This is a genomic window from Victivallis lenta (assembly GCF_009695545.1).
GTDB lineage: Bacteria > Verrucomicrobiota > Lentisphaeria > Victivallales > Victivallaceae > Victivallis > Victivallis lenta.
On record NZ_VUNS01000015.1, the window covers coordinates 92,335 to 118,873 of the forward strand.

Sequence of the window (26,539 nt, forward strand, 5' to 3'; positions counted from 1 at the left end):
TTCCACCCGGCGCAGAGGGAGGCGCGGATTCGGTTCGCAACTGCCTTGCAATGAATCGGCATGGTACGGGAAAGAGGTCAATCGGCCGCAGGGCAGTTTGAGTCCATTTTAAAAGCAGTCGCGCATGCATCCCTGAAAGCGGATGTTTTTGAAATGGGCTTAAAGCAAAAAAACAGGTATATTGGAGTTATGGATTCGCAAGAGAGCCGCGTGGCGAAAATCTGGTCTGTCGCCGCGGATCGTCTGATGGAGCAGAACAAGCATCTGTACCGTCAGTGGTTCCGGAAGATCACCCCCCTCGCCGTAGAGGGAGCGACACTGAAACTCGGTGTTTCGGACGATTTTTTCGCGAGCATCATCGAAGATCAGTACGACGACCTGATTCTTGAGGCGCTCGCCGGAATCGGGGGAGTCAGCTACAGCTATGAACTCGAACCCGGCCATGAACCCGTTCTCGAAGAAAACATCCGCCCGGCCGCAGAAAACGAAAAGGCGCAGGCCGCGGCCGAACCGGTCCGGCCGCGGAGTGCGGAACATAAAAACACATCCGCCCCGATCAGCCTCGAGGAACACACCTTCGAGAATTTCGTGGTCGGCGCCGAAAACCGTTTCGGCTATGCGGCGGCGCGCGCCGTTGCCGAAGCGCCGGGCAAGGTCTACAACCCGCTGTTCCTCTACGGTGTCAGCGGAGTCGGCAAGACCCATCTGCTGCACGCGATCGCCTCGACGGTGCGCCGGAACTCCGACAGGATGGTCGTGCGTTCGACCACCTGCGACGAACTGCTGAACGATTTCTACTACAATCTGCTCGACAAGAAGAATCTGAACACCTTCCGCTCGAATCTGCGCAATGTCGACGTGCTGCTGATCGACGACGTCCAGATGCTCTCCGGAAAGACGCAGATGCAGGTCGAATTCTTCAACGTCTTCAACATGCTCTACAACCAGCACAAGCAGATCGTGCTGACTTCTGACCGGCAGCCGTGCGAGATCGCCGATCTCGACAAGCGGCTCGAAACCCGCTTTGAGCAGGGCATGACCGCCGAGGTCTGTCCGCCCGAATACGAAGCGCGGCTGTCGATCCTGCGCATGATGCGCAGCGAGACGCTCGTACAGAGCATCCTCGACGATTCGCTGCTGGAGTTTCTCGCGGCCAACATCGCCTCGAATGTGCGGCGGCTGCGCGGCGCGTTCATCCGCCTCGCCTCCTACGCATCGTTCAGCGGCAAAGGCAAGCTTGAGATCAGCCAGGCCGAAGAGCTGCTGCAGAGCCAGCTCGCCCAGGAGAGCTCGGCCCGCGATATTTCGATCGAGTCGATCCAGCGTACGGTCGCTTCCCATTTCGGCGTCACGATGACCGACATCCTGAGCGAGAAGCGCAATCGCGGCATTGCCGAACCGCGCATGATCGCCATGTTTCTATGCCGCGAGCTGACCAAAAGCTCGTCGAACGAAGTAGGCTCCGCCTTCGGCCGGAACCACGCGACGGTGCTCCATGCGGAGAAGAAGGTGCCGCAGCTCTGCGAAGCCAATGAAGGCGTGCGCCGGGCGATCTCCCAGATCAAGCGCCAGCTGCAGCGCGGCTGAGCGGCATCCCCCCTCCCGGCGGCAGAATTGCCCGTCGATGCAAAAACCGGCCGTTCCCCTCCCGGAGAACGGCCGGCTGTCGTATCAATCCGGCTTACTGATAACGGATCACCACCGCATTGGGCACGCCGAAGGAATTTCCCTGCTTTCCGTCATGGGCGGGAATCTCAACGGTTCCCGCCGGAAACTGCTTCGAATAAATCGAATCCGTAAATCTGGCGGAACCGGCGCTCCACACGGTCTTTCCCTCCTCTTTTCTCCACCCCTCCGGAATGGCGGGAGTGCCGCGGTCCTGAACCAGAAGATAAAGCTTCGCCGGCTTCTTCAATACGAAGGAGTAGCCCGCGCCGGGCCGGTTCGAGGCGCCGCGCGGAACGGAGATCAGCGGCAGATCCTTCAGAAAAGCCGGAAATTCGCCGAAAACGAAATTTCCTCCGACGACCCGCATCCGGTTTTTGGGCAGCATCCGGCTTTCCGTCGCCGGGGAAGCGAGCGCGTCCCTGTCCGAATCGGTGATCACCAGCGCGTTGGGAATGCCGAAGTTGCCGCCCTGCCTGCCGTCATGGGCCGGCACCTCCACCTTCCCCGGCGCATCAAGCTGCTTCAGGTAGACGGAATCCGTAAAATTGTCTCCCCAGCAAACGGTGGCGGGAAGCCTGGTCCACCCCTCCGGAACGGCGGGGGTGCCGCGATTCTGGACCAGCAGATAAATCCTGGCCGGGCGGTCGACCGAAACCGAATAAGCGGCTCCCGGCTGGCCGGCCGCACCGCGGGGAACGGAGACAAACGTCTCCCCCGCCAGATCCGCCGGCAGAGCGGTAATCGGGAATCCGGCGTTGACGACCCGGTTTTTCCCGTAGATTTTGAATTTGCTCACCTTCGCGTTGCCGGTCAGGTCCGAAACCTGAACCTCAGCAGCGCCCGCAGCCAGGATTGCCGCGGCAATTCCGAGAATTCCGATCACTTTCATATCGATGTCTCCATGGGGTTGTTGACAGGAGTGGATTCCCTGCATCCACGCTCCTTCAATATACGTGATCATGGAGAAAAAATCAAATCCTGTCTTTCGAGGCGCCGGCGATGCACGAGCGTTTTCGACTCTCCCCGCGACAGGGTCCACTCCGGGCCGACCATCTCCACTTCAAAGTACTTCCGGCAGTAATAGATGCTGAACGGCGCCTCCCCCGCCGGCCGCGGCAGCACCGGCTGCTCCGGAGAAAGCGTGTGCCATGCGGTGACACCGCCCAGCCGGCAGCCGATCCCCCCGGCCGGGGACGAAATGAACGCTTTGGCCCTCTCCCGCCGGGCGGCAAGCTTTATCCGCCCCGTCTCCCGGCCGGGCCTGAAGGATTCACCGCCCCGGATCTCCGGCACGGCTCCGTCGCGTCCGTCGGGAATCATCACCTCTCCGCCGTTCCGGAACTGGATGATCTCCCTGATCGCCCAGCGCTGCGGCCGGTCGGAAACATTGATCATGGTATCCTGAAAAATAATCTCCGGCTCGCTTTCCGCCAGCATGACGAGCCGCTCGAAGCGTATGCCGTAGTGAGGAGAGTCCGGCATGCGCAGCAGCAGTCCCTTTCCTCGAAATTCATGGGTGCCGGGAAGCTGGTCCGGTTCCGGATGCGGCGGCCACAAGCCTTTCGGCCATGCGCTCTGCGGCGCCGGAAGAAGCTTGGAGCCGCCGTAGTTGCGCCAGCCGGCGAAGACCTCTTCCATGCTGTTCCAGAGCAGATTCTCACCGTCCGGCTTCAGCCGCAACGAGAGAATCCGATTGAAACGCGGCACGGCGATCAGCTCCACCAGGCCGTTGTCCATCACAAACGCGGGGTGGCCGGCGTAATCCGACAGCGTGATCTCGGTCCCGGAACCCGGGACTCCCGCCGCAGGCAGCAAGGTCAGCCCGCATATCGCAAGGATTACCGCTTTGAACGGTCAGGCACTCATCCTTCCATTCACTCCGGTTCGCGCCGGGGAGAGTGCAGCGCAGGAAGAGACGCCACTCATCCGCCAGCGGAGCCCCGTCGGCAAGCAGCTCCGCACGCTGGCGGACCGAACCGTCCGGACGGAACTCGTAGTCCCGGACGAACCAGATCGGCGCCGCATTGGCCCGCCACAACGAGTATGAGCGCAACCTGCCGGCGAATCGCAGCGGCAGCGAACCGTCGCGGCTGCGGACAAGGCACTCCGTCTCCGTGTCCAGCTCGGCGAAGTCCGGCCGGCAGGCCGGCCGCGACTGCCGGCCGAAACCACGGTCGGTCCCCCAGCGGCAATCCCGGATCAGCGGCGAACCGCCCGGAGAACGCCACTCGCGGATGCCGCCGCCCGCACGGCGGTTCAAACAGAACGACCGCGCAGGCCCAGTCGTCCCGGCCGCCGAAATGGTCCAGCCTCCGCAGATCGGCCGCGCCGTACCGCACAGGGTCCGGAAAGTTCAACTCCAGCGTCCCGGCCCCGTTCCAGGCGGCGATCCGCGCATCGCGCAACGCGGGCGGAACCAGAGCCCCCCGCCAGACCGTGTTCGTGCCCGGGTGCCGGTAGCCCGGCTGGATGTTTCAGCGTGAAACGGATTCTCTCATTCATGATCAGTCACTCCTTTCCGGATTTTCAATAGCACGGAACCTGATTTTCCGAGTCCGGCCTGACGGCTCCGGCCCCGGGGACACTGCCGTCGTCCGGCAGGAATTCCCGCAGCGCCGCCGCATAATCCTCGAGGGCGGCCGTACCGTGGGCGGAGAAGTATTCGCCGTCCATGTAGACGGCAAACGAGGTGATGTTCCGGATTCCGGCGCCCGCGTACGCATCCAGATCGCGCCGCAGCAGCTCCGGGCGGACGAACGGCCGCCGCGCCGGTTTCCGGTAGCCGCTGAACAGCGACGAATCCAGCCAGTATTCGAGGATGTGGGTATTCCGCATCCCGAAGAAAGCGCCCAGCTCCCGGAAAGCATTGAAAAACCTCCGGTTCACCGCGCACGCCGGATCGTTCAGCGCGTGATGATAGCAGCGGACGTACGGGGCGAATTCGAGAAACACATTTTCGCGCGGCTCGACCCGTTCCGGCACCTCATAGCACCCGAGGTACGCCAGGCAGGCGACCTCGGCCAGCGGGTCGACGCGCCGGATTCCGTCGGCAATCGCGTTGACGCCCAGCAGATTCAGTTCCGACGCAGTGTACTTCGAGCACTCCCGGCAGTGGCAGTATGCGTCCTCCCGGTCGGCGCCCCAGAAGTAATAGCGGTGCGTCGTCGAACGCAGCTTTTCCGCCAGGCGGCCGGCGTTGGCGGCCAGAATCGCGGGAACGTCCGGATTCGTGACGCACCAGTTCGCCGTCGCGCTCCGGCTCTCCTCCCTGAAACTGAGCGCAAAATATTCCGGGCGGCTTTCAAACAGGGAGACAGGCAGCAGCGACGCCGCAGCGTGAACTTCGTATTCACACTCGATTCCGGCAGAACGGAAATCGCGGCGGAACTCCTCCGACGCCGTCGCGCCGAGCTGCCGGAGCACATCATGGTTCGCGCCGCCGCCGGAATGAACCCCCAGCGTATTCAACCGCAGCTCCGCCAGCCCGGATTTCCAGTCCACGCCGGAAAAATCCGGCGGGGTCAGCACGATGCCTCTTTTATTCATGATAATCCTTTCCCGGTTGTTGACGTTTGTTCTCTATCGGTATATTATATACAACAACACGCTCCGCGGGAATGGAATATTTGGAAAAAAGATGAGCATTTTGCGCAAAATCGAACAATTCAACGAACTCTGCGTGGTCTGTTTTCCATTCGAAGGAGATGAACGGCTCTATATGCCGCTTTGCGGCATGACCTACTGCCGGCCGAATTACGCCTTGGGGCGGCGCGCTTCGCGCGAATGCGTGCTGGAATATATCGTGAGCGGGCGCGGCGAATTCACCACCGAGCGCTGCCGCTGCTTCCCGGCACAGGGAGACATCTACATCGCGCACCGCGGATCGACCTACAGCTACCGGACCGATCCCGATGACTGCTGGGTGAAAATCTGGTTCAATATCCAGGGAACGCTGATCGACGACCTGCTCCGCCTTTACCGCCTCGAGCATGTCGAATACATCCCCAACTCCGGGCAGGAGGAGCTTTTCCGCGGCTGTCTCGAACAGATGCAGGGCAATACCGGCAGCGCCCACGAAACGGCGACGCTGGTCGCCCACAAGCTCGTTTACGGAATCGCCCGGCAGCTTTATTCGGATGCCCCGGCCTGCCGGAATCCGATCGCCGCCGAGCTGAAGAGCTGGATCGAGCGAAACGCCGTCCGTACGCTCTCGCTGCCCGAACTCTCCCGGAAATTCGGCTATTCCCCTTCCCAGCTGATCCGCATCTTCCAGCGGGAGTACGGGGAGACGCCCTATCAGTATTTCCTGAAAAAGAAGCTCGAACTGGCGGCGGTCATGCTCCGAAATACCGGGAAATCCGTCAAGGAGATCGCCTTCACCCTCGAATTCTCAGACGCCTATTATTTTTCGAACATCTTCAAACGCCATTACGGAATTTCGCCCCGCGATTTCCGGCAGCTGTAGCATTCCCTTCCGCATTCCGGCATCCCGAACGGAATTCCGGTTATGCCCCGGCAGACGGCGGCCCGGTAAACAGAAAAACCCCGGCCATCGGGGCCGGGGCGGATACAACATCGCTGAGAGCAGGATATCTGCCCACACTTGAATCAAACTACCGATGAAACAACTCTCCGGGAGTCAGAGGACGGCTTTGGGATTCCCCGGGTTCGAAAACAAGAATCGACGGGGCAATCAAACGCCCGATTTTCCCTGCCGCGTAAACTGAAATCGGATGATACCCCGGTTTCAGCTGAATTTTTCCAATCGCCGTGAATTCCTGTCCCCGCTTTTCGAACACGATTTTAGCCAGCTCCTTACCGTCAACCAGAAGAAGAATCGAATAATCTCCCCTGGTCGGTCCGACGATCGAAAACTTCCACTCTCCGGACTTCTTGACGGCAAGGAGTCCGGACCACTTCAGCATGAGATTGCGGGCAGACTGCATTGGCGCCAATTCTTCAGAATCGGCCAGTGCTTTCACGGACCAGCCATTGCCGTTATCCACAATGCTTCCGACTGCGGGAGTCTGGGGCCGGGTTCCCCACCGGTAGTTTTTAGGGAGCTGCCATACCTCAAGCAAAGCTCCGCTTTTGACCTTGACGGTCTCCTTCTCTTCGCCCGCGGCCCCGAAAGCGACAAACAAAACGGCAAGCATGACAAAAATCGGATTTCGTTTCATCATTCGGACTTTCCTTTCACTTTTCGAATCTTTCGCAACCGGCGGACAACTGACCCGGACCTTGCATCACTCAGGGAATCTGCATTTGCAGCCCGTCAGCAACTCCTGCCGCATATTCGAGTTACAACATGCTAGAACGTCTCAGGTTCTTCGATTTCATCCAGCTCATAATAAGCTTTCGGCTCATTCGCGGCCGGCGACGCAGAAACAGCTTTCGGAGCGGATGCCGCAGAACTTCTCACCGGTTCACGACCGGCGCTTTTTCGGGACACCGTCTTCTCCGATTTATCCACAGCCATATTTTCAAGCGCGACATCCGGCACGGAGATTGAATTCTCCTGACCGGCGGTCTGGATTGACGGCTGGTCCGCATCCGGCACTCGGGGCTCATTCTCCAGAATAACGACAGCTTCCCAAGTCTCCGTTCTGACCTGGGATTTAAAACCCACCGTGGAATCACAGCCGGTTAAGACCGACAGTATGCCGTATGCGGCACATATCAAGCCGAAGGTTTTCAGCAGAAACATACATTTCCCTCATTAGATGAAGTGTTCCATGTCATATAATATATCTCAATCATAATAATATTTCAACAAGTAAAATTATTTTATTAAAACAATCAATGACTTAACAAAGAACAACAAAAAAAGACGAAGGGAAAGATATGCCGCGCAGAAAATCAGATCCTGCAAATATCTTGCCGCCGGAAAGCCGGACCGGTTGAATCCGGCGGCAGGGATAACGGCAGAAGCCGGAGCAGAAGCCGCCTCCCGCCGGTCCGCTCCGATGCGCCACGTCAGCGCATCATCAGCGCAAACACTCCCCAGCCGAGATATTCGCGCGTATAGGTGACGTAGCGTCCGGGTTCCGAAGTCAGCAGCTCCCTGACTTCGGCCGCCAGGTCGTCGCCGGGATTCGCGGCGAGCCACCGGCGCATGGTGAGCCACTTGGCCGCCTCGTACCGGTCCCACCCCTCCTGATCCGCCAGCACCATCTCCACGACGTCGCAGCCGAGGCCGCCGAAGGACGCGACAAGGTCCGGAAGAGTCAGAAAATCGGATATCGAATTTGCAAAGCACGACCGGGCAATCTCTTCCGTCGGCGGAACCTGCCGCCAGAAAGGCTCGCCGATAAGGATGATTCCGCCGGGCAGAAGGCTCTTCGCCAGCAATTCGACGGAACCGGCGACTCCCCCGCCGATCCATGTGGCGCCGAGACAGGCCGCGACCCCGGCTTTTTCGGAAGCGACGTAACCGGCGGCGTCTTCGTGGATGAATTCAACCCGGCCGGCGACTCCGAGCTCTTCCGCGCGGAGCTTCGCCTGTTCGGTGAACAACCGGCACAGGTCGACGCCGAGGCCGCGGATTCCGTAATCGCGCGCCCAGGTGCACAGCATTTCGCCGGAACCGCTGCCGAGGTCGAGCACGCGGGTTCCCGGCGCCAGGCGCAGCACAGCGCCGAGCGTGGCCAGTTTCTCCTCCGTAAACGGGTTATGGATGCGATGAGCGCTTTCGGTAATCGTGAAAATACGAGGGATGTCCAAAGCGGAAACTCCTGTTTAGCGCCGCCTCTCTCCAGCGGCAGTTGAATTACGGCAGGGAACGGATCACGCGGCAGGGATTGCCGACAGCCAGGCTGTCCGGCGGAATATCCCTGGTGACGACGCTGCCGGCGCCGATCACGCTGTTCGCCCCGATCGTCACGCCCGGCAGGACGATGACGCCGGCGCAGATCCAGACATTGTCGCCGATATTCACCGGGTGCGTGTACTCCAGCCCGGCCAGGCGCTGCTCCACGTCCATGGCGTGTTCCTCGGTGATGATGCAGACATTCGGAGCGATGAATACATGGCTGCCGATGGTGATCTTCCCGCTGTCCATAAGCTTGCAGTTGACATTCAGGAAAAAATGATCGCCGACCGTGGTGTTGTAGCCGTAGGTGCAGAACAGCGGCTGCTCCACCGTGCAGTTCTCGCCGACCTTTCCGAATATATTGCGGATCGCCGCCTGACGCGCCTCGCGGTCGAGCGGATGAATATGATTGTACTCGTACAGTTTCTTCACGGTGAGATCGCGGTCCGCGCTCAACTCCGGATCATTGGGCTGGTACAGCAGGCCGGCATGCGATTTTTCTTTCTCCGTCATCATCTTCTCCCTTTCCTGATATCTTTCAACTGCATGGTAACGAATATAGCATTCGCATGAAACCGATGCAAACGGAAATGCCGTGCAAATTTGATTTCAGGGGAACAATGTCCGAATTCCGGTCCCTTCTCCCCGCCGCCCCTCCCCCGGCGCCGTTAAAGCGGAAACCGGGCCGAAGCGCCGCCTGAAGCCATGCGGCAGCCGTTCAGGGACGAAACTGCAGAAAACGCCTTGAAAATGATGCGGCCGGAGGTTATATTATATACCTTATTTTTTATTAATTTCCGGGACTGGTTCCCGGCCAGGTGTCAAGGTGCAGCAAATGTTCAGGCCCGTTCTCTTCTCCGATCTCAAGCATTACAATTTCCAGACGTTCCGCGCGGACCTTTTCGCGGGGCTGACCGTCGGTGTGGTGGCGCTGCCGCTGGCCATGGCGTTCGCCATCGCATGCGGACTGCCGCCGGAACGCGGGCTCTATACCGCCATCGCGGCGGGATTCCTGATCTCGCTCTTCGGCGGCTGCCGGGTTCAGATCGGCGGGCCGACGGGGGCATTCATCATCATCATCGCGTCGATCGTCGCGCAGCACGGGCTCGGGGGACTGGCGGTCAGCACGCTGCTGGCGGGAGTATTCCTGATCCTGCTCGGGTTATTCCGCATGGGCGGACTCATCAAATTCGTGCCGTTCCCGGTCGTGACCGGCTTCACCTCCGGCATCGCGGTCGTGATCTTCTCGACCCAGCTCAAGGAGATCCTCGGGCTCAAGGCCGATCTGCCGGCGGAATTCCTGGAAAAGCTCAAATTCTGCGCCGGACACCTGTCGGAAACCAACCTTCACGCGCTCCTGCTCTGTCTCGGTACGACGGCGGTCATCCTCGGCTGCCGCAAACTGTTCCCGCGCCTTCCCGCCATGCTGATCGGAATGCTCGCGGCAACCGTCGCCGCCGTCATTTTCCACCTCGACGTCGAAACGATCGGCATGAGGTTCGGAGAACTGCCGCAGGCGCTCCCTTCCCCTTCCCTGCCGGATTTCCGCTGGAATGAACTGCCGCAGCTCTTCGTCCCGGCGATGACCATCGCGCTCCTGGCTGCAATCGAATCGCTGCTGAGCGCCACCGTCGCCGACGGCATGACCGGCGACCGCCACCGTCCCGACACGGAACTGATCGGGCAGGGAATCGGCAACATCGGCTCGGTGCTCTTCGGCGGAATCCCGGCCACCGGAGCGATTGCCCGCACCGCGACGAACATCCGCAGCGGCGCGCGGACTCCCGTGGCCGGCATCATCCACGCCGTCACGCTGACCGTGATTTTGCTGCTGTTCGGCTCCCAGGCGAAGCTGATCCCGCTGGCGGCGCTGGCCGGAATCATGATCGTGGTCTGCATGAACATGAGCGAATGCCACGTCTTCGTGCGGATGTTCAAAGGGCCGAAAAGCGACTGGATCGTCATGGTCATCACCTTTCTCGTGACCGTGCTGGTCGATCTCGTGGCGGCAGTCGAAGTCGGCGTGCTGCTTTCGGCGCTGCTTTTCATCCGCCGCATGGCGCTGGCCGCGGACATCAAGCTCATCACCGGCGAACTCGGCTACGACGGATGCAGCGAGCAGCCGGACCCCGACGCGACCCGCGAGAAGCACATTCCGGCCGGAGTCGCCGTTTTCGAAGTGCAGGGACCGTTCTTTTTCGGCGCGGTGAACCGCTTTCAGGAGATGGCGCTCGGCATGCTCCGCAGCGGGCGCCCGAAGCTGATCGTGCTGCGGCTGCGCCATGTGCCGACGATCGACGCGACCGGGCTGCACGTGATTTCGGACTTCGCGGAGCGCTGCCGCCGGGAAAACATCCCGCTCGTGCTCTCCGGCGTCCGCCCGCAGCCGTTCCGGCAGTTCCACAAGTACGGCGTGAGCAATGAGGTCGGCCCCGAGAATGTCTGCGAAAACATCGACAAAGCGCTGGTCCGCGTCAACGCGATCCTGGCGGAAAAAAACGATTGATCCGGACCAAATTCCGAATATTATGAAAGCGGTCCGCTGTACCTCCACCCGAATGTGGTGAGATCAGGGGCAAATCCGATGGAGCAGATACCGAGCCGCAGGTATTTGCTCCCGGACATCATCAGGAATCAGGATAATCGCACTCCAGCAATCCGACAAGCCGTCGAGTCCGGCCTTTCGGCTGATTTCCAGGCAAATCCAACTGGAATAGCTGAATGCAAGAACAAACAGAAAAAAACGGCCCCGAGAGTAATATCGATCGGCCTCCAACTTTCCGCATCGCAGATTGAAACAGTCTCCACTGCAAAAATGAATGCCAGCCAGAAGAGGAACACTCCGGCCCAAGCGATCCCCCATCGTTTACATGCGACAACAATATCCATGCCCCCCGACCTCCCGTTTCAAAGATAAGATGGTTTGCCGCCCCCGATTCTTATCGCCCGCGCCACAGAAAATCGAGAAATCCCCGGAAGGCCGACGGGAGGGCGAGGGCCGCCTCGAATTCGCTTCTGGTCATCCAGGCGAACGCTTCCGCCTCACGGCCGCATTCGATGCGGAAGCCCTGCATATGCCACTCCTTATGGGTAAAGACGTGGACGGCCTTTCCGGCCGGAACGGCACAGAGGGGTTCGGCGCCCCACTGCGCGGCCTGCGCCGACGCCTGTGCAGCCGGCAGCACGCCTTCCACGTTCGGCAGCTCCCACATTCCGGCCAGCAGCCCGGCCCGCGGACGGCGGCGGAATGCGGCTTTTTCCCCGCAGCGCAGCAGGAAAACCGTTTTCTCTTCAATGCTCCGCGCTTTTTTCGCGGCCTTCACCGGAATTTCGTCCGTGCTCCCCTCGCGGCAGGCGACGCAAAGCCCCCGCCACGGGCAGACGAGGCACATCGGTTCGCCGTTCGGCAGACAGACCGTCGCGCCGAGCTCCATCAGCGCCTGCGTGAAGTCGCCGCAGCGTCCGGGCGGATAAATCTTCCGCAGCGCATCCGAAAACGCCTGTTTCGTCTGCGGCTTCGCGATATCCTCCCGGCTCCCGGTCAGGCGCGAAACGACGCGCAGCACATTCCCGTCCACGGCGGGTTCGGGAAGGTTCATCGCGATCGAAGCGACCGCCCCGGCCGTGTAATCGCCGACTCCGGGCAGTTTCAGCAATTCCCCGCGCGAATGCGGAAACACTCCGCCGTACTCATCGACCACCAGCCGCGCGGCTTTCTTCAGATTCCGGGCGCGGCTGTAATAGCCGAGCCCCTCCCACAGCTTCATCAGCCGGTCATCATCGACCGCCGCAAGCGACTCCACGTCAGGCAGCTCGGCCATAAACCGCCGGTAGTACGGCTTGACCGCCTCGACACGGGTCTGCTGGAGCATGATCTCCGAAATCCAGACCCGGTACGGCGTCGGATTATCGCGCCACGGCAGGGACCGCTTGTTCGCACCGTACCAGCCGAGGAGCGGCGCGACCGCCTCTTCCGGCACCGTCAGCATCGAAACAGCGCGCGAAGCTCGCGGACCTTCGCCGCGACGTCCGGAGCCTGCGTGATTTCGGTCACCATCGCGATGTGCTTCGCACCGGAGCGCACGAGCTCCGGAATGTGCCGCGCCTTGATGCCGCCCATGACCGAGAACGGCAGTTCAATCTGCGCGGCAACCTGCTTCATCGTCTCCAGCCCGAGCGGAGAACAGCCGACTTCCTTGGTCTGCGTCGGGAACAGCGGCCCGATGTTGATGCAGTCGGCCCCCTCCTTCTGCGCCCGCAGCGCCTCTTCGAGGTTGTGAGTCGAATTGCCGAGCCAGAGCGTATCCGAAAGGCTCCGGGCAGCCGCGAGCGGCAGATCCTCCTGCCCGAGATGGACGCCGTCCGCATTCGCCGCGAGCGCCACATCGACATGGTCGTTGATGATCAGCAGGATGCCGTACTCGTTCGCAATCGGGCGGCAGGCGACGGCGAGGTCGAAAAGCACCCGTTTGCCCTGGTGCTTTTCACGCAGCTGCACGAGTTTCGCCCCCCCCTCCGCCACCGCGCGGAAAATGTCGAGCACGGGGCGGCCGAGGCAGAACTCGGACGAAATCACCGGATAAATGTCGGCGGAGTCGAACGCGATCGCCTTTTCTGCGCGCGTCCGGAAACAGGATTTCAGCATAAGTACTCTTTCCTTTTGAAATGGCCGCATTCCCCCATCGGGTCGGCAGTTCTGCCGTCGCGTCCGCAAAGTGTTCTGAACGGGTGTTCGATAAAATGAATGCAGTTCCGGCAGAAGCGGCCGTAATCCGCGTCCGGAGTCAGGTCCGCCCCGGCCTCCGGCGCGGCTCCCTCCCCCAGCAGCGCGGCCAACCGTTCGGCCGCCTTCTGTCCGGCGGCGTCGCCGGAGGCCGGTTCCGCCCCGCCGAGTTCCGCGCCGCAGAGCGCGCAGACCAGACAGCTCCCGACGATGGCAAAACCGTCCCTCCTGTTCTTCGTTTTCACAATCGTTTTTTCCCCGCAATGCGGGCAATCAACCGAATCTCCGGATTGCATGGCGTTGCTCCTGTGTCACTTTGTCCCGGCGACCGGGACATTCTGTCCCGGCGGCGCCTGCCTTTTTCATCCGGATAACGTACACCCGAATCCGTATTTTGCAAGGCCGGCTGTTGGCATGTTTCGTGCTATATTCCCGTTATTGCTTTCATGCATGAAAAGGAGAATTGATTATGAACATGGAAAAACTCACCAACAAAAGCCGCGAAGCGCTGCTCGAAGCCCAGAACATCGCCGTCGGCAACCGCAATACCGAGCTGCGGGACATTCATGTGCTGGCCGCCCTGATGCGCCAGGAGGACGGCCTCGTTCCGTCGCTGCTCGAAAAACTCGGCGTCAGCCGCCAGCTCTTCAGCAAACAGGTCGATGAGGCGCTCGCCAAGCTGCCGACCGTCCAGGGCGGCGAACAGCAGGTCTACCAGTCGCGCGAGTTCAGCACGCTGCTCGTCGACGCGGCCAAGCAGGCCGAATCGATGCAGGACGAATACATCAGCGTCGAACACCTTCTGCTGGCGATGTTCCAAGCGACCGGTTCCGGCGCGCTCGAACTGCTGAGCAAGGCCGGGCTCACCGCCGACAAGGTGCTGCAGGCGCTCCAGAGCGTGCGCGGCAACCAGCGGGTAACCTCGGCCGACCCGGAAGGGACTTTCGAAGCGCTGAAAAAATATTCCCGCGACCTCACTCTGATGGCGATGCAGGACAAGCTCGATCCGGTCATCGGCCGCGATGACGAAATCCGCCGCGTGATCCAGATCCTGTCGCGCCGGACCAAGAACAACCCGGTCCTGATCGGCGAACCCGGCGTCGGCAAAACCGCCATCGTCGAAGGACTCGCCCGGCGCGTGGTCCGCGGCGACGTTCCCGAAAACCTGAAGGACCGCCAGGTCGTCGCACTCGACATGGGCGCCCTGATCGCCGGCGCGAAGTACCGCGGCGAATTCGAGGAGCGGCTGAAAGCCGTGCTGAAGGAGGTCACCGCCGCCGAAGGCAAGGTCATCCTTTTCATCGACGAGCTGCACACCGTCGTCGGCGCCGGAGCCTCCGAGGGCTCGATGGACGCCGGCAATCTCCTGAAACCGATGCTCGCGCGCGGCGAACTGCACTGCATCGGCGCGACCACGCTCGACGAATACCGCAAATACATCGAAAAGGACGCCGCGCTCGAACGCCGCTTCCAGTCGGTGCTGGTCAATCCGCCGAGCGTCGAAGACACGATTTCGATCCTGCGCGGACTCAAGGAGCGCTACGAGCTGCACCACGGCGTGAAGCTGCGGGACAGCGCACTCGTCGCCGCCGCCGTGCTGTCGGACAAATACATTTCCGACCGCTTCCTGCCGGACAAGGCGATCGACCTCGTCGACGAAGCCGCCGCCGCGCTGCGGACCGAAATCGACAGCTCGCCGACCGAACTCGATGAAAACGAGCGCCGCGTCATGCAGCTCGAAATCGAGATCACCGGGCTCAAGCACGAGAAGGACGCCGCTTCGGTCAAGCGCCGCGAGAACCTCGAAGCCGAAGTCGCGGAGCTGAAGGCCGAGGGCAAGACGCTGCGCGCCCGTTACGAGAACGAGAAAAAGGCGATCACCGACCTGCGCACGCTGCGCGAGTCGCTCGACACCGCCCGCGCCAAGCTCGAAAAAGCCACGCGCGATTACAATTACGAAGAGGCGGCCAAGCTCCAGCACGGCGTGATTCCGGGCATTGAGCGCCAGATCGCCGAAGCCGAAAAGAAGATCAAGGAATCCGGCGAATCGCGGCTGCTGAAGGAGGAGGTCGACGAAGAGGACATCGCGGCGATCATCAGCCGCTGGACCCACATTCCGGTGGCGAAGCTCGTGCAGAGCGAAAAAGAGAAGCTGCTCGCGCTGAGCGGCCGGCTGCATGAGCGCGTGATCGGCCAGAGCGAAGCGGTCGCGGCCGTCTCGGACGCCGTCCTGCGCGCCCGGGCCGGGCTCAAAGACCCGAACCGGCCGATCGCCAGCTTCATCTTCCTCGGCCCCACCGGCGTCGGCAAGACCGAGCTGGCGCGGACGCTCGCGGCGGATCTCTTCGACGATGAACGTGCGATGGTCCGCATCGACATGTCCGAATACATGGAGAAATTCAGCGTCTCCCGTCTCGTCGGCGCGCCTCCGGGCTACGTCGGCTACGAGGAAGGCGGCCAGCTCTCCGAAGCGGTCCGCCGCCGGCCCTATTCGGTCGTGCTGTTCGACGAGATCGAAAAGGCGCACCCGGATGTGTTCAACATCCTGCTGCAGATCCTCGAAGACGGCATCGTGACCGACTCGCAGGGACGCACGGTCAGCTTCAAGAATACGATCATCATCATGACCAGCAACATCGGCAGCGACCGGATTCTGGCCGCCTCGGGCGATGTGGACGCGCTGAAGGAGGACCTGATGATCGAGCTGCGGCGCCACTTCCGGCCGGAGTTCCTGAACCGGATCGATGAAACGCTGATCTTCCATGCCCTGACCAAAGAGGAGATCAAGCAGATCGTGGACATCCAGCTCCGGAACCTGTCGAAGCGGCTCGCCGACCAGGATATCGCGCTCGAAGTCACGCCCGAGGCGAAGAACCTGCTGGCGGACGAAGGGTACGACCCGTCGTTCGGCGCCCGGCCGCTGAAGCGGGCGATCATCCGGCTGGTCGAAACGCCGGTTTCCCGCAAGATCATCGGCGGTGAAATCCTGCCGGATACGAAGCTCGTGATCGACCGCAAGGGCGACGAACTCACGTTTACGGACAAATAATCTTCCGGGCGCCGGCAGGCCGGAATGCCTGACCGGACCTGCCGGCGGCGGAACGAAGCGCGGTGAATGCCGCGCTTTTTTTTATCGCCGCAGCCTTATCCGGCATCGCATCCCGGCCCGGAAGAGCGGAAACGGCCTTGTCCTGAAAGCGGTATCGCCCTACCTCCGGGGAGCAAACGCTCTCTCGGAAACGCCGAAACGCCCCGGCAGCAGCCGCGGCCGGACCGGGACCGGAGGTGCGAGCTGCTCCCCGCGCAGACGCGCGGTCACTCGTTCGACCGCGCGGCGGCCGAGTTCCGCCGTATCGGGGTCCACGGTCGCCGGGACGGGATCGAGCAGCGAAAGAACCCACTCGTCCGCGCCGCAGCCGACCAGATGGCGCGGGTCGAGGCTTTTCATGCGCCCTCCCATCGCCAGCCAGACGCCGGCGAGCGAGTCGTCGGTACAGAAAAATGCGCCGGACGGCACAGCGGGACTGCGCAGAAACTGTTCCGCCAGCAGCCGGCCGCGCACGCCGCGCAGCCGCGGCGGTATGATCCGGAAGGGGGGGACGGTGAATTCGACGACCTCCATCCGGAACGCCTCCGCAGCGCGGCGGAAGCAGTCGGCGCGTTCGACCAGCTCCGGTGCACCGCCGTCCGGATTGAACACGGCGACGAGGCGATGCCCCTGCCGGTGCAGGAATCCGGCTGCGACGCCGCCGGCCGCCCCGTTGTCGCAGATGACCTGTTCAATTTCCTCCGGGAAAGCGCCGCCGTACGGAAAACAGCGCACGGCCGGAAACGCGCCGATCCGGCCGGCCAGCAGCCGGTCATCGGCGGGATCGGCGAAACCGCCGAACAGAATCAGGCCGTCATACTTCCGGGAATCGAAACCGGCGGGCAATCCGTTCGCGGAGGAAGCAAAATCGATCAGGAGCGAAAGCCCCCGGGCGCGAAGCCCCTCCCGGACACCGTCCAGAAACGGCACGGCGCCGGACTGCGCCAGAAACTCCCGCAGGGAGCCGCAGCCGACGGCCAGCAGCAGCACGCAGCCGGCCCGGACACCGATCCGGTCGCCGGTCTTGGGGCCGGGCCGCCGTTCATCCGGCACGTAGCCGGTCCGGCCGACGACGGCACGGATGCGCGCGGCGGTCACCGCCCCGACCCGCTCCGGCCGGTTGAAATAGTTCGACACCGAACTCGTGCTGACGCCCGCCAGCCGGGCGATCTCCGTAATCGACACTGCCATCTCCTTCCGTTTGACAGCGAGTATACATGCACCAGCCCCGCTTTGCAAGGAGGAATGCGTAAAAATCCGCCCGGATTTTTACAGTAAAAGGCGGGAAGCATACCGGAAGAGGCAGAAACATTGCCTGATTGTAATGAAGTTTTCCCGGATGAATCTTGCATTTCCGGCAAAAAAATGGTAAAATAGTTTTCTGTACGGTTATCAAGAAAATTCAGGAGTCCTTACAGAAAGCGATGAAGAAACAAGCCGGCATCCCCCTACCCCGAACATGCCATCCGTGGAGTCATCAACCCTTTACGCTCATCGAGCTGCTGGTGGTCGTTGCGATCATCGCAATCCTGGCCGCCATGCTCCTGCCCGCACTGACCCTGGCCCGGGAAAAAGCCAGAGGCAGCAACTGCCGCAGCAACCTCAAACAACTCGGAGTCGGTTTGTCCTTCTACGCTTCGAACAACAGCGACCACATCACCTATTCCGGGCGTTCCGCCTCTTACTGGCCCTGGACCGTGCAGCTTGCCCCCTATGTCGGCTACGGGACAAACGAAAGCGGGCTCATCGACGATGCCAACTCGAAGAAAAAGGTGTTCCACTGTCCGTCGAGCACGCAGGAAGCCTATGTCGCCGGCGACGATCTCCAGCGCTACGGCCAGTCGAACAGCTATGCGCAGAACAGCAGCCTCGACATCGCCTATTTCACGGGGAATGCCGGGCAGGAAGGCAGCGGCCGCAAACTGACGGCGGTCAAATCGCCCTCCCAGGCAGGTTATCTGCTTGAATCGGAAGGAGCACCGACGCCGTGGATTTGTTTCGAATTTCCGGCATGGGCCAAGTTTTCCCACACCGGCAGCATGAATATTCTGTATCTGGACGGCCATGCGAAGTCCGTGCTCCAGAGCCGGTGGGCGGAGCTGTCGTACATCGATGTCTGGGCAAAAGCGCAATATCCGTTCTGGTCCCATTACTGATGAGGTTTTCCGTGAAGCGCATCTCTCTGATTGCCGCCGCCCTGTTCGGCGGCAGCATGATTCTGGCCGCCGCCGAGTATGCGGGCAAAGCGAATCTGGATAAATGGAGTTTCCTGATTGAAAAATACGGAAGCAGACAGAACGGAGTCCTCTCCCTCGATTCGCCGGAAGCCGGACAGACGCCGTATGCGAGCATCGGCGGAATCAGGCTCAGAAACGGCTGCACCTACATTCTGACGGCCCGGGTCAAGGCCGCTCCCGGCACGCAATTCCGGATTTATATCGAAAATCCGAAGAAATGGGAAAACAAACTGCTCGGTCCCGCGACAGGAGACGGCGAGTGGAGCGAAATCCGCGGCTCGTTCACATTCCACGACGTGGAAACAGCTCCGTCGCACGCAGTCTTTCAACTGCTCGGGGCTGGCCATGCCGAACTGCGTTCACTGACGATCGAGCCGGCCCCGCCGGAAAAGCCGGGCGAACCGCGGGAATTTCTCGGCGGAACAACGGCTCCCGACTGGGGAATTCAGCCGGCCGGCAGCGGCAGAATCCGTGACGGAAAACTGACGATGAACGCGCCGGGAACGGCGGTGCTCGGCAACCTCGCCGTAAAAGATATGCAGCCGTACGAATGCGTGGTCCGGGTCAGAAGCACCCCCGGCACCCATTACCGGATGTACATTGAAAATGCGTCGAACGGCGTCTGGCAGAATGTCATGATCGCAGAAGCGGACGGAGACGGCTCCAGCCGGGTCTTCCGCGGATATTTCACCTTCAGAAAACCGGACGCGCCTTCCTATTTCGTCTGCCAGTTCACCGGCCGGGGAGAACTGGAACTTGAAAGCGTCCGGCTGACCGGGCTGGAGCCGGTTCCCCCCGGCAAACTGCGGAACGGCGATTTTTCGCGCGGCGCGGCTTCGTGGGAGCTCGGCGAAGCCGGAGCAATCGAAGCAGGAGAACTGCATGTCGCGGTCCGGGAGAATGGGGTCGTCCGCCGGGTACGCCAGTATGCGATTCCGGTCGAATCCTCCCGGCGTTACCGCATCTCCTACGATGTGCGCGGCACGGGCGCGGGGGACGCGAACGCCTTCCACTGGTTCCGCGTCTATCCGGAGGAAATCCCCTCCGGCGAAGCGGAAAAACAGTTCCAGAGTTGTATGAACTACCCGCAGCGCAAAAGCATCGAATTCGTCGTGCCGCCGCGCCGGGAGACCATCACGCTTGCGGTGGAAGTGCGCGGGCCGGCCGCCGTTGCCTTCGATCATTTCAGACTGGAAGAGGTCGTCGAACGGAAAGCGCCGGGAGAAATCAAACTGGATCTGCCGTTTGCATTTCGTGACGGAATCTTTTCGACCACACCGGACCGGAAGATTTCCGGCACAATCGAAATCAATACCCCGAAAGCGGCAAAGTGGACCCTCCTTGCCGCCGGAAAAAGTATTCAGCCGGAGGGAAAACGATTCGAGTTCACGCCCCCTGCCGGGAAAACGCAGTTCCCGCTGGAACTTATCCTGTTCGATGAGAAAGGCGGTGAAATCGCCCGCAGTTCCAAAACGCTGCACATCTATCCGCACCGCCCGAACGAAGTGGCCTTCACCCGGGACGGATATCTCGTCGTCGGAGGGAAACGGTTCTTCCCGATCGGCCATACGGAAACAACCGGGCGCGGCGGCTTCGACTTTGAGTTCCGGGAATTCGCGGCGGCGGGATTCAACACCGTTTCCCTTCAGGCAACTCCGGCGATACTCGATGCCGCGCAGAAACACGGAATCAAGATCCTGCGTTCGCTCCCTCTCGCCATCGCCGGAAAAACCCCGGAACAGCGCGCCGCCATGCGCGAGCTGCTGAAGCGTGATATCGAACTGCAGAGCTCGCACCCGGCGCTGCTCGGCTATTTCGGCGCGGACGAACCGGCCTGGATCGGGGTTCCATTCGACGGACTGAAAGAGGTTTACGAGCTGACGCGCAGTGTCGACCCGTGGCATCCGTCCTGGATCAACGAAGCTCCGATCGTGACCAACCTGCGGGATCTCAGGCGCTACTCGCAGGCGGCGGACATCGGCGGCATCGACATCTATCCGGTCCCGGAGGGCGGAGCGCACGGTTCGCTCGAAGAGGACCGGGGCCTTACAGCGGTAGGCAAGTTCACCGACATCTGCCGCAGGGTCGTCGATCACCGCAAACCGGTATGGATGGTGCTGCAGGCATTCGCATGGGGACAATGCCACAATCCGGAGCTGCCGCCCGAACAGGCGGTCTATCCGACCTGGGAACAAAGCCGCTTCATGGCCTACAATGCAATCACGCACGGCGCGACGGGAATCATTTACCACTACCTGCCGTATGCGAAAGTGCTGGGAGAAGAATTCTGGCGGGATTTGCGCCGGGTTACGCGCGAACTGAATTACGCCTCGGACATCATTACGGCGGATACCTGTTTCGATTCTCCGCTGAAAACCGATTGCGCGAACATCCGTTTCCTGCATAAGAAGCTGAATGGAAACGATTATCTCATCATAACCAACGAGGGACGCCTTCCGGTTTCGGCGAACTTCGCCGGTTTTCCGGCGAAAGCGGCCGAACTGCATGTGCTTCTGGAAGACGAAAGAAAGATTCCGGTGAAAGGCGGAGCCTTCCGGCTCGATCTTCCGGCCCGCGGAGTCGCCGTGCTTTCGCCGCAGCCGTTCGCTCCGCGCGAAAAAATCTACCGGGAAGAGGGCATGCGTCCCTACAACGCCCCGGCGGAGGAGGATGCCGAAAGCGCGCTCCTGAAACACGGCAGCTGGATCTGGCGGAAATGTGAAACTCCGGCCGGTTCCCGGAGCTTCTTCCGCCGCAGTTTCGACGGAGAAAAGGTGCGGAAAGCGGAACTCTACGTCACAGCCGACGATTTCTACCGCTTCCGCCTGAACGGCCGGCCGGCCGGCAGTGACGAGCCCGGCCGATACCTCCGCGGCGGCTGGAACTCAATCGAGCATTACGATCTGACTCCGCTGATGCATGCCGGAAAAAACCTGCTGGAGTTTGAAGCCTGGGACGGGGGCGCCGTGCCGTGCGGCTTTCATGCGGTTCTGAAACTCACCATGCATGACGGCAGCGAACATACGGACGGCAGTTCCGCCGCATGGGAATCGGCGGCGGACGCCGGCGGCCCGTATGCCCCCTCCGTTGAAATTGCGCCGTTCGGAGGAGCCCCGTGGGGACGCCGCATCATCGTGCAGGAAGGAAACAGCGCGCATCGGGAATAAACGCTCTCTCGAAGCGTTTTCCGAAGAGGCGTGTGAGGCCGGGGGTGCCTCCCCCGGAACCTGCTCGAAGACAGCCCGGCCGGCAGCAAAAAACTTTATTTTCTCCGCAGTTTCAAAACGACCGGGTAATCGCGAATGATGAAATCGCCGATCTTCGCTCCCGCACTGCCGTTGCTGAAGTTCAGCCGCTGTTTCGTACCGGAAAGCAGATCGTAAGCCTCCGCCTCCTTCAGCGCGATTCCGTCAAACGTCAAATGGATAACCTCGCCCCTGTTCTCATCGCACATCGGTACGGCGCACCACAGCGGGACAAGCCATTCGCCAGTACTCTTCTCGAAAACGGCACAGAAAAGATCAGGAGCATTCCCTTCGACGGAAACGATTCTTTCGGGATTTTTCAATTGTCTGAGCGAAGTATCGAAAACACTTGAAAAATTTCGCAGCCCGTACCACGCAGGCCTCCTCCGGCCAAGCTCGTCGATCAATCCCCACGGAGTCTGGAGGATGAACGGCTCCAGCACCCACCAGAAGGTCGGCCCGAGATCGAGCATCTGGTTGTAGAGATACAGCCGAATCAGGAATTTCGCCTGAGCTTGCTCGGAAACCCCGTATGTGCCGGAGAACGGACCGCTTGCGCCCTTTTGAATTTCACAGGCGTTGACGCTCGCCTCCGTCACCTGAAAATTGATATCAGGATTGAATTTCTTCACCAGTTCACGAAATGCCGAAAACTCTTCGCCGAAGTCAGAATACGGCTGTTCGGAAGGCCAGTGGCGTTCCCCGTTCACCATGAATGTTCCTGCCATTTCCGGCATGATGATCCATCGCGGCTGTTCTTTGTAAATATGCAAATTGAACGTATCGATCACATTGCCGACACCGGCTCCGAGAATCTTTTCGGTCCATTCGAAATCAATCAATGCCGAATTGACGGCAACAGGTCCTCTGTAGCCGGCTTCCCGAATCGCGCGAATCGTCTCACGAATCGTCCGCAGGATGATATCGGGCGTGAAGGCCGTATGGAAATTAAGCTCGTTGCCGATGACCCAACTGCTCGCATGGTCTTTTATCTGGGCAGCAAACCAGCCGTTGTAGCCGGCCCAGTCGGCGATGGCGCGATCGATATCGCCCTTCTTCACTCCGTTGTACAGCGGCGAAGGGTCAAGCCTGATCTGGACCTTCACTCCGTTGTCGTTCAGATATTTCAGATTGGCAATCAGCTCTTCGGGAAGATGCCGGTTCCCTCCGGCAAGAAAGTTTCCATAATAAGGCCAGGCAGGCAGAGAGGTGAGAACGTGTTTGACGCCGGCCTCAAAAATGCTGTCGAAAAAATAGTCGTATTGAAAATAATCGTTGGCGGCCGAACCGCTTGAACTTGCTTTTCCCCCGTTGGCGGCCAGTGCCTGGTTGATCCCGTCCCGGTCGTAAACCTCAAGCTCCTGCAGCTGAAAATAGTGAACCTTGTCGCTCTCTTTGCGCAGTTTCGTCGCTACAACTCTGATATAACCGGCTTCGACGGGAGAAACCGTAAACTCATTCAACTTTTCCGGAACATATCCCTGTTTTTTCAGGATGGTCTGCCAGTTCGTCCCATCCCGGCTGATCCGAATGGAAAAATCAAGAGGAAATCCGCCGCCGCCGTCGATTCGTCTCGCCATGACGATTCTGCTGATCATGCACGGTTTTCGAAACCGGATCTGCACCCACGGCGGTTCCTCCGGAGTTTCATTCAGATAGAGTTTCGAAGAAAAACAGGTGTTGATCTTATCCTTCAGCCTGTCGCCGTCATTCAGGTAGGCGACACTCCAGCGATAGCCGGGAGTGTCGCGTGTGGAGGTGCACAGAATTTCCCCGGTGCCGACGGCAATACCGCTGAAAGAATCGCTGATTTCCGCGGAGCGCTTATACCGGAACGGCGTAATCGGATTGCGGTTTCCAAGCTGGGCCGTCTGCGGCGTCAGCGTCGTAACCGGCATTGCCCGTTTATCGGTTAACGTAAACGGCACAGGCTTGTTTTCATAGGACCAGCCCTGCACATTACCGGCAATCGAACCGCCGTCCCCTTCCACACTGCCGGAAAACGTTCGGGACAGGCGGTTGAACGGCCTCACCTCCGCCGCCGCACAGAATGTCATCGCGGTCAGAAGCGGCAGCAATATCGAAAATTGAAATTTCATGTCATACTCTCTTTCTGTTCTCTCTTCGCAATTCAATCCTGCCTCGCGGCCCGGAGGACGAACCGCAAGACCCGCAAACCCGGAATCGGCAGCGCTCAATCGCACCAGAAGGCAAAGCCGGTCAGCCTCGGATCATATTGGGATTCAGGAATCTCCTCATAGCGCATTCCCTGTACGTGCCCATCCACAAAAGTGATATTCGCTCCGCGGCTGTTCATGTGCCGCATCCGAGCCTCCTCCCCCTGAAGAAGCCACCCGTAACTTTCATTGTAGGAGTGGCCGAAACCTTCCTGTCTGGCATGCGCCTTGCCGTCATATCCCGCACCGACCCGGTCGATGTCGAAGATCATCGCCCTCCCCGCCGGAGTCCTGATCTTCGCCAACGGTGTGGGAGAACGTTCGGCGATATGGGCATTGATCCCGTAGGGACTGCTCCTTTTGCTCGCATCGTAAGAAGATTCTCCGGAGGGACAGGAAAAAATCCTGCGGGGAGTCCTCACATTGCCGTCGATTCTCTCGAAGCTGCATGAATCCGTCAATGCAACGCCCGGCATGTAGAACAGCATCATCATATCCTGCCATTTGCCGTGATAACCGGCCGGACCGATATTTCCATCCGCTTTCGGCATGGAGCCTTTGTTGATTTCCGAATACATCAACATAAACACGCCAAGCTGTTTCAAATTGGAAATGCATTGGGTATCCCGGGCCTTGCTCCTCGCCTGATTGAGCGCCGGAAGCAGCATGGAGGCCAGAATCGCGACAATCGCGATAACCACCAGCAGTTCGATCAGAGTGAACGGTTTGCGCATAATACCGGGTATGTGAAGTTTCCGTGTACGGTCTGTCATGATATAACTCCTTTTTGTTGAATGAATTTATTCGGCCTCTGGCGGCAGAATTGTTCTGTTTGCTCTTCCTGGTTTCGTCCGTCTTCATTGCCGTGGGATTCGCGGGGGAAATACATTTCCCCCGCACCCCCATTTCTTACTCTGTGCCGGGCTTTCATTTCCCGCTGGTTGCGCCCTTTCCGCCCGCAGCGGAGGACTTTGTCCTCCTTACTTGTCCGCCTGCGGCGGCCAACTCTTCACCGCCCGCTTCGCGGGCTGCGGCAGAGGGCCTTCGCTCCGCTGCGTTCACCTTCGTCGCACTTGCTCCTCGCTGCCCGCTTCGGCTGCCGCCGAACCGTGCAGTCCGTTCACATCCGCTGCGCGGCGCATACCGCGCTTTTTCGCCGGGCGGCAATGCTGTTTCGTTTCACATACCCGGTATTATGCGCAATTACAGTTATACTGTGACATATTCACTAAAAGTTCAATCAATGTAAAATAGCGATACTTCTGAAGATATTCTGCTGACGGATGCATTTTTGTTTTCATAATAGATTCCTCGTCGTGATTAGGGGTTGATGATTATCTGCCTGATTTCGGCAAATCATTTATATGTGATATGCCAATCAATTATTCGAGTGCCATTTCTCCTGTTGTCTGAAAGATGTTGCCAACGATACGTTCAACATCATCCTTCCCACCTTCTTTCGTCAGATGGTTCTCTGTCATCGGGGAACGTTGTGTGCTGGTGCGGATAATCAACGGAGCTTCAAGTATTCTCTGGGAAATCGGCTCTCCACGGAGCCGGCTGAGCAACATTTCGCCCGCAATTTCGCCAATTTCCTCTTTCGGCTGAGCAAACGTGGTCAACGGATATAGAAGCTGGTGGGCAGCAATATCAAGATTGTCAAAACCGATGACGGCCAATTCATCGGGAATTCGGCGCCCCATTTCCAGTCCGGCCTGCAGAACGCCGAGTGCTGCAAAATCACTGGTCGCGAAAATTGCGGTTAACTCCGGATGAGCTGCCAACAGCCTCTGCGCAGCGATATAACTGTCTGCAATACTCAACAGGCACTCCTCTTCCGGAATCTCATAATTCAGTTCCTCTAAAAAACCTCTGCAACGAGAATCGAGCGCCCAAGTAGTTCGTTTGTGAGTGAGCAGACCAATTCGCGTATGTCCCAGTTCCCGCAGATATCGGGCAGCCTGGCGACCTGACTCTTCATTATTTATCATGACCACTGCAGTCCCCAGCTTCGCATATGGCTCCATAACCTGTACAATCGGCACATCCAATGCCAGCAGGTCATCCGCAACTTCCTTGACAGTCTGATTGGGATAAACAATAACTCCTTCAACATCACGTTCTGCAAAACGGCGAATATGATCACGCAAAATATTGCTGCCGCCGCGGATGTTTCCCTGAAGCAGCATGAAATCACTATTGAGAACCCGACGTTCGATACCGGCAACGATGCTGCCGAAGAAGCTGCTGTCAGCATATGGCATCAATACGCCGAGCAATTGACTGGAACGACTGGCGAGTGACCGGGCCGCAGAATTGCGACGATAACCGGTTTCCCGCACTGCCGCAAGGATTCGTTCCCGGGTTGGTTGTGAAAGATGTCCGGTACCATTGATTCCATCTGAAACGGCTTTCAGTGACAAGCCGAGCTTATCGGCGATGTTCTGCATTGTAACTCGAGGTTTCGGCATAGCAAATCTCCAACTTAGTAAAGCGCTGTACTAGTTGCCTATATTATACCTGAATTCTCTTAAAAAAGCAAGAGAAAGAACCAGTTTTTTTGTTAATTTTTTGTTACTGTGCTGAATGA

Annotated in this window: 21 protein-coding genes; 6 read left to right on the top strand and 15 right to left on the bottom strand. The window is 59.7% G+C overall.

Annotated elements, in window-relative coordinates; translation table 11 throughout:
- Nucleotides 1-189: 189 nt before the first annotated feature.
- Complete coding sequence (dnaA, locus tag FYJ85_RS13845; RefSeq protein ID WP_158703713.1) at nt 190-1,587, top strand: chromosomal replication initiator protein DnaA; 1,398 nt, start codon at nt 190-192, stop codon at nt 1,585-1,587.
- Nucleotides 1,588-1,681: 94 nt separating this feature from the next.
- Here dnaA and FYJ85_RS13850 read toward each other — a convergent pair whose 3' ends face one another.
- From FYJ85_RS13850 to FYJ85_RS13865, 4 genes are all read right to left on the bottom strand, one after another.
- Entirely contained in the window at nt 1,682-2,557 is an 876-nt protein-coding gene (locus FYJ85_RS13850) for a hypothetical protein (RefSeq protein WP_106051904.1), read from the bottom strand.
- A gap of 68 nt (nt 2,558-2,625) precedes the next feature.
- Nucleotides 2,626-3,405 carry a hypothetical protein gene (locus FYJ85_RS13855; RefSeq protein ID WP_206213190.1) on the bottom strand — a complete coding sequence of 260 codons (780 nt, stop codon included), beginning with the start codon at nt 3,403-3,405 and terminating at the stop codon, nt 2,626-2,628.
- On the bottom strand, nt 3,326-3,928 hold the full coding sequence (locus tag FYJ85_RS13860) for a hypothetical protein (RefSeq protein WP_154419252.1): 603 nt from the start codon (nt 3,926-3,928) through the stop codon (nt 3,326-3,328). The genes FYJ85_RS13855 and FYJ85_RS13860 overlap by 80 nt, the downstream gene beginning before the upstream one ends.
- Before the next feature lie 266 nt (nt 3,929-4,194).
- Entirely contained in the window at nt 4,195-5,214 is a 1,020-nt protein-coding gene (locus tag FYJ85_RS13865; RefSeq protein ID WP_154419253.1) for a DUF4838 domain-containing protein, read from the bottom strand.
- A gap of 91 nt (nt 5,215-5,305) precedes the next feature.
- Between FYJ85_RS13865 and FYJ85_RS13870 the strand changes: the two genes are divergently transcribed.
- Complete coding sequence (locus FYJ85_RS13870; RefSeq protein ID WP_206213191.1) at nt 5,306-6,133, top strand: helix-turn-helix transcriptional regulator; 828 nt, start codon at nt 5,306-5,308, stop codon at nt 6,131-6,133.
- Nucleotides 6,134-6,281: 148 nt separating this feature from the next.
- Here the strand turns inward: FYJ85_RS13870 and FYJ85_RS13875 are convergent, their stop codons facing one another.
- The 4 genes from FYJ85_RS13875 to FYJ85_RS13890 form a co-directional block, all read right to left on the bottom strand.
- Nucleotides 6,282-6,851, bottom strand: coding sequence for a hypothetical protein (locus tag FYJ85_RS13875; RefSeq protein WP_154419255.1), 570 nt, complete (start codon nt 6,849-6,851; stop codon nt 6,282-6,284).
- A gap of 128 nt (nt 6,852-6,979) precedes the next feature.
- Nucleotides 6,980-7,375 carry a hypothetical protein gene (locus FYJ85_RS13880; RefSeq protein ID WP_154419256.1) on the bottom strand — a complete coding sequence of 132 codons (396 nt, stop codon included), beginning with the start codon at nt 7,373-7,375 and terminating at the stop codon, nt 6,980-6,982.
- Nucleotides 7,376-7,644: 269 nt separating this feature from the next.
- Nucleotides 7,645-8,391: an SAM-dependent methyltransferase gene (locus tag FYJ85_RS13885; RefSeq protein WP_106051910.1), complete on the bottom strand. Its 747-nt coding sequence runs from the start codon at nt 8,389-8,391 to the stop codon at nt 7,645-7,647.
- A gap of 46 nt (nt 8,392-8,437) precedes the next feature.
- The gene (locus FYJ85_RS13890; RefSeq protein ID WP_154419267.1) at nt 8,438-8,992 is read right to left on the bottom strand and encodes a sugar O-acetyltransferase; all 555 of its coding nucleotides are present in this window, start codon (nt 8,990-8,992) and stop codon (nt 8,438-8,440) included.
- A gap of 322 nt (nt 8,993-9,314) precedes the next feature.
- Here FYJ85_RS13890 and FYJ85_RS13895 point away from each other — a divergent pair, with 322 nt between their 5' ends.
- Entirely contained in the window at nt 9,315-10,985 is a 1,671-nt protein-coding gene (locus FYJ85_RS13895; RefSeq protein WP_106051911.1) for a SulP family inorganic anion transporter, read from the top strand.
- Nucleotides 10,986-11,418: 433 nt separating this feature from the next.
- On the opposite strand, the gene mutY is transcribed toward FYJ85_RS13895, so the two are convergent.
- The 3 genes from mutY to FYJ85_RS13910 are packed head-to-tail and all read right to left on the bottom strand — an operon-like array spanning nt 11,419 to nt 13,447.
- Nucleotides 11,419-12,468: an A/G-specific adenine glycosylase gene (gene mutY / locus FYJ85_RS13900; RefSeq protein ID WP_106051913.1), complete on the bottom strand. Its 1,050-nt coding sequence runs from the start codon at nt 12,466-12,468 to the stop codon at nt 11,419-11,421.
- On the bottom strand, nt 12,462-13,124 hold the full coding sequence (gene thiE, locus FYJ85_RS13905) for a thiamine phosphate synthase (RefSeq protein WP_106051915.1): 663 nt from the start codon (nt 13,122-13,124) through the stop codon (nt 12,462-12,464). The genes mutY and thiE overlap by 7 nt, the downstream gene beginning before the upstream one ends.
- A complete protein-coding gene (locus FYJ85_RS13910) occupies nt 13,118-13,447 on the bottom strand; it encodes a hypothetical protein (RefSeq protein WP_154419257.1) in 330 nt (109 codons plus the stop codon). The genes thiE and FYJ85_RS13910 overlap by 7 nt, the downstream gene beginning before the upstream one ends.
- A 224-nt stretch (nt 13,448-13,671) precedes the next feature.
- Between FYJ85_RS13910 and clpB the strand changes: the two genes are divergently transcribed.
- Nucleotides 13,672-16,251, top strand: a complete 2,580-nt coding sequence (gene clpB / locus FYJ85_RS13915) for an ATP-dependent chaperone ClpB (RefSeq protein WP_106051918.1) — start codon at nt 13,672-13,674, stop codon at nt 16,249-16,251.
- Nucleotides 16,252-16,410: 159 nt separating this feature from the next.
- Here the strand turns inward: clpB and FYJ85_RS13920 are convergent, their stop codons facing one another.
- A complete protein-coding gene (locus FYJ85_RS13920) occupies nt 16,411-17,481 on the bottom strand; it encodes a LacI family DNA-binding transcriptional regulator (RefSeq protein WP_106051919.1) in 1,071 nt (356 codons plus the stop codon).
- Between the two features lie 233 nt (nt 17,482-17,714).
- Here FYJ85_RS13920 and FYJ85_RS13925 point away from each other — a divergent pair, with 233 nt between their 5' ends.
- Nucleotides 17,715-18,446, top strand: a complete 732-nt coding sequence (locus tag FYJ85_RS13925; RefSeq protein WP_106051921.1) for a DUF1559 family PulG-like putative transporter — start codon at nt 17,715-17,717, stop codon at nt 18,444-18,446.
- An 11-nt stretch (nt 18,447-18,457) separates the two neighbouring features.
- A complete protein-coding gene (locus FYJ85_RS13930) occupies nt 18,458-21,694 on the top strand; it encodes a hypothetical protein (RefSeq protein WP_154419258.1) in 3,237 nt (1,078 codons plus the stop codon).
- A gap of 95 nt (nt 21,695-21,789) precedes the next feature.
- Here the strand turns inward: FYJ85_RS13930 and FYJ85_RS13935 are convergent, their stop codons facing one another.
- The 3 genes from FYJ85_RS13935 to FYJ85_RS13945 all read right to left on the bottom strand — a co-directional run bounded on the left by FYJ85_RS13935 (nt 21,790) and on the right by FYJ85_RS13945 (nt 26,420).
- The gene (locus FYJ85_RS13935; protein ID WP_154419259.1) at nt 21,790-23,871 is read right to left on the bottom strand and encodes a discoidin domain-containing protein; all 2,082 of its coding nucleotides are present in this window, start codon (nt 23,869-23,871) and stop codon (nt 21,790-21,792) included.
- A gap of 95 nt (nt 23,872-23,966) precedes the next feature.
- On the bottom strand, nt 23,967-24,722 hold the full coding sequence (locus FYJ85_RS13940) for a type II secretion system protein (RefSeq protein WP_154419260.1): 756 nt from the start codon (nt 24,720-24,722) through the stop codon (nt 23,967-23,969).
- A gap of 609 nt (nt 24,723-25,331) precedes the next feature.
- The gene (locus FYJ85_RS13945) at nt 25,332-26,420 is read right to left on the bottom strand and encodes a LacI family DNA-binding transcriptional regulator (protein WP_154419261.1); all 1,089 of its coding nucleotides are present in this window, start codon (nt 26,418-26,420) and stop codon (nt 25,332-25,334) included.
- Between the last annotated feature and the right edge of the window lie 119 nt (nt 26,421-26,539).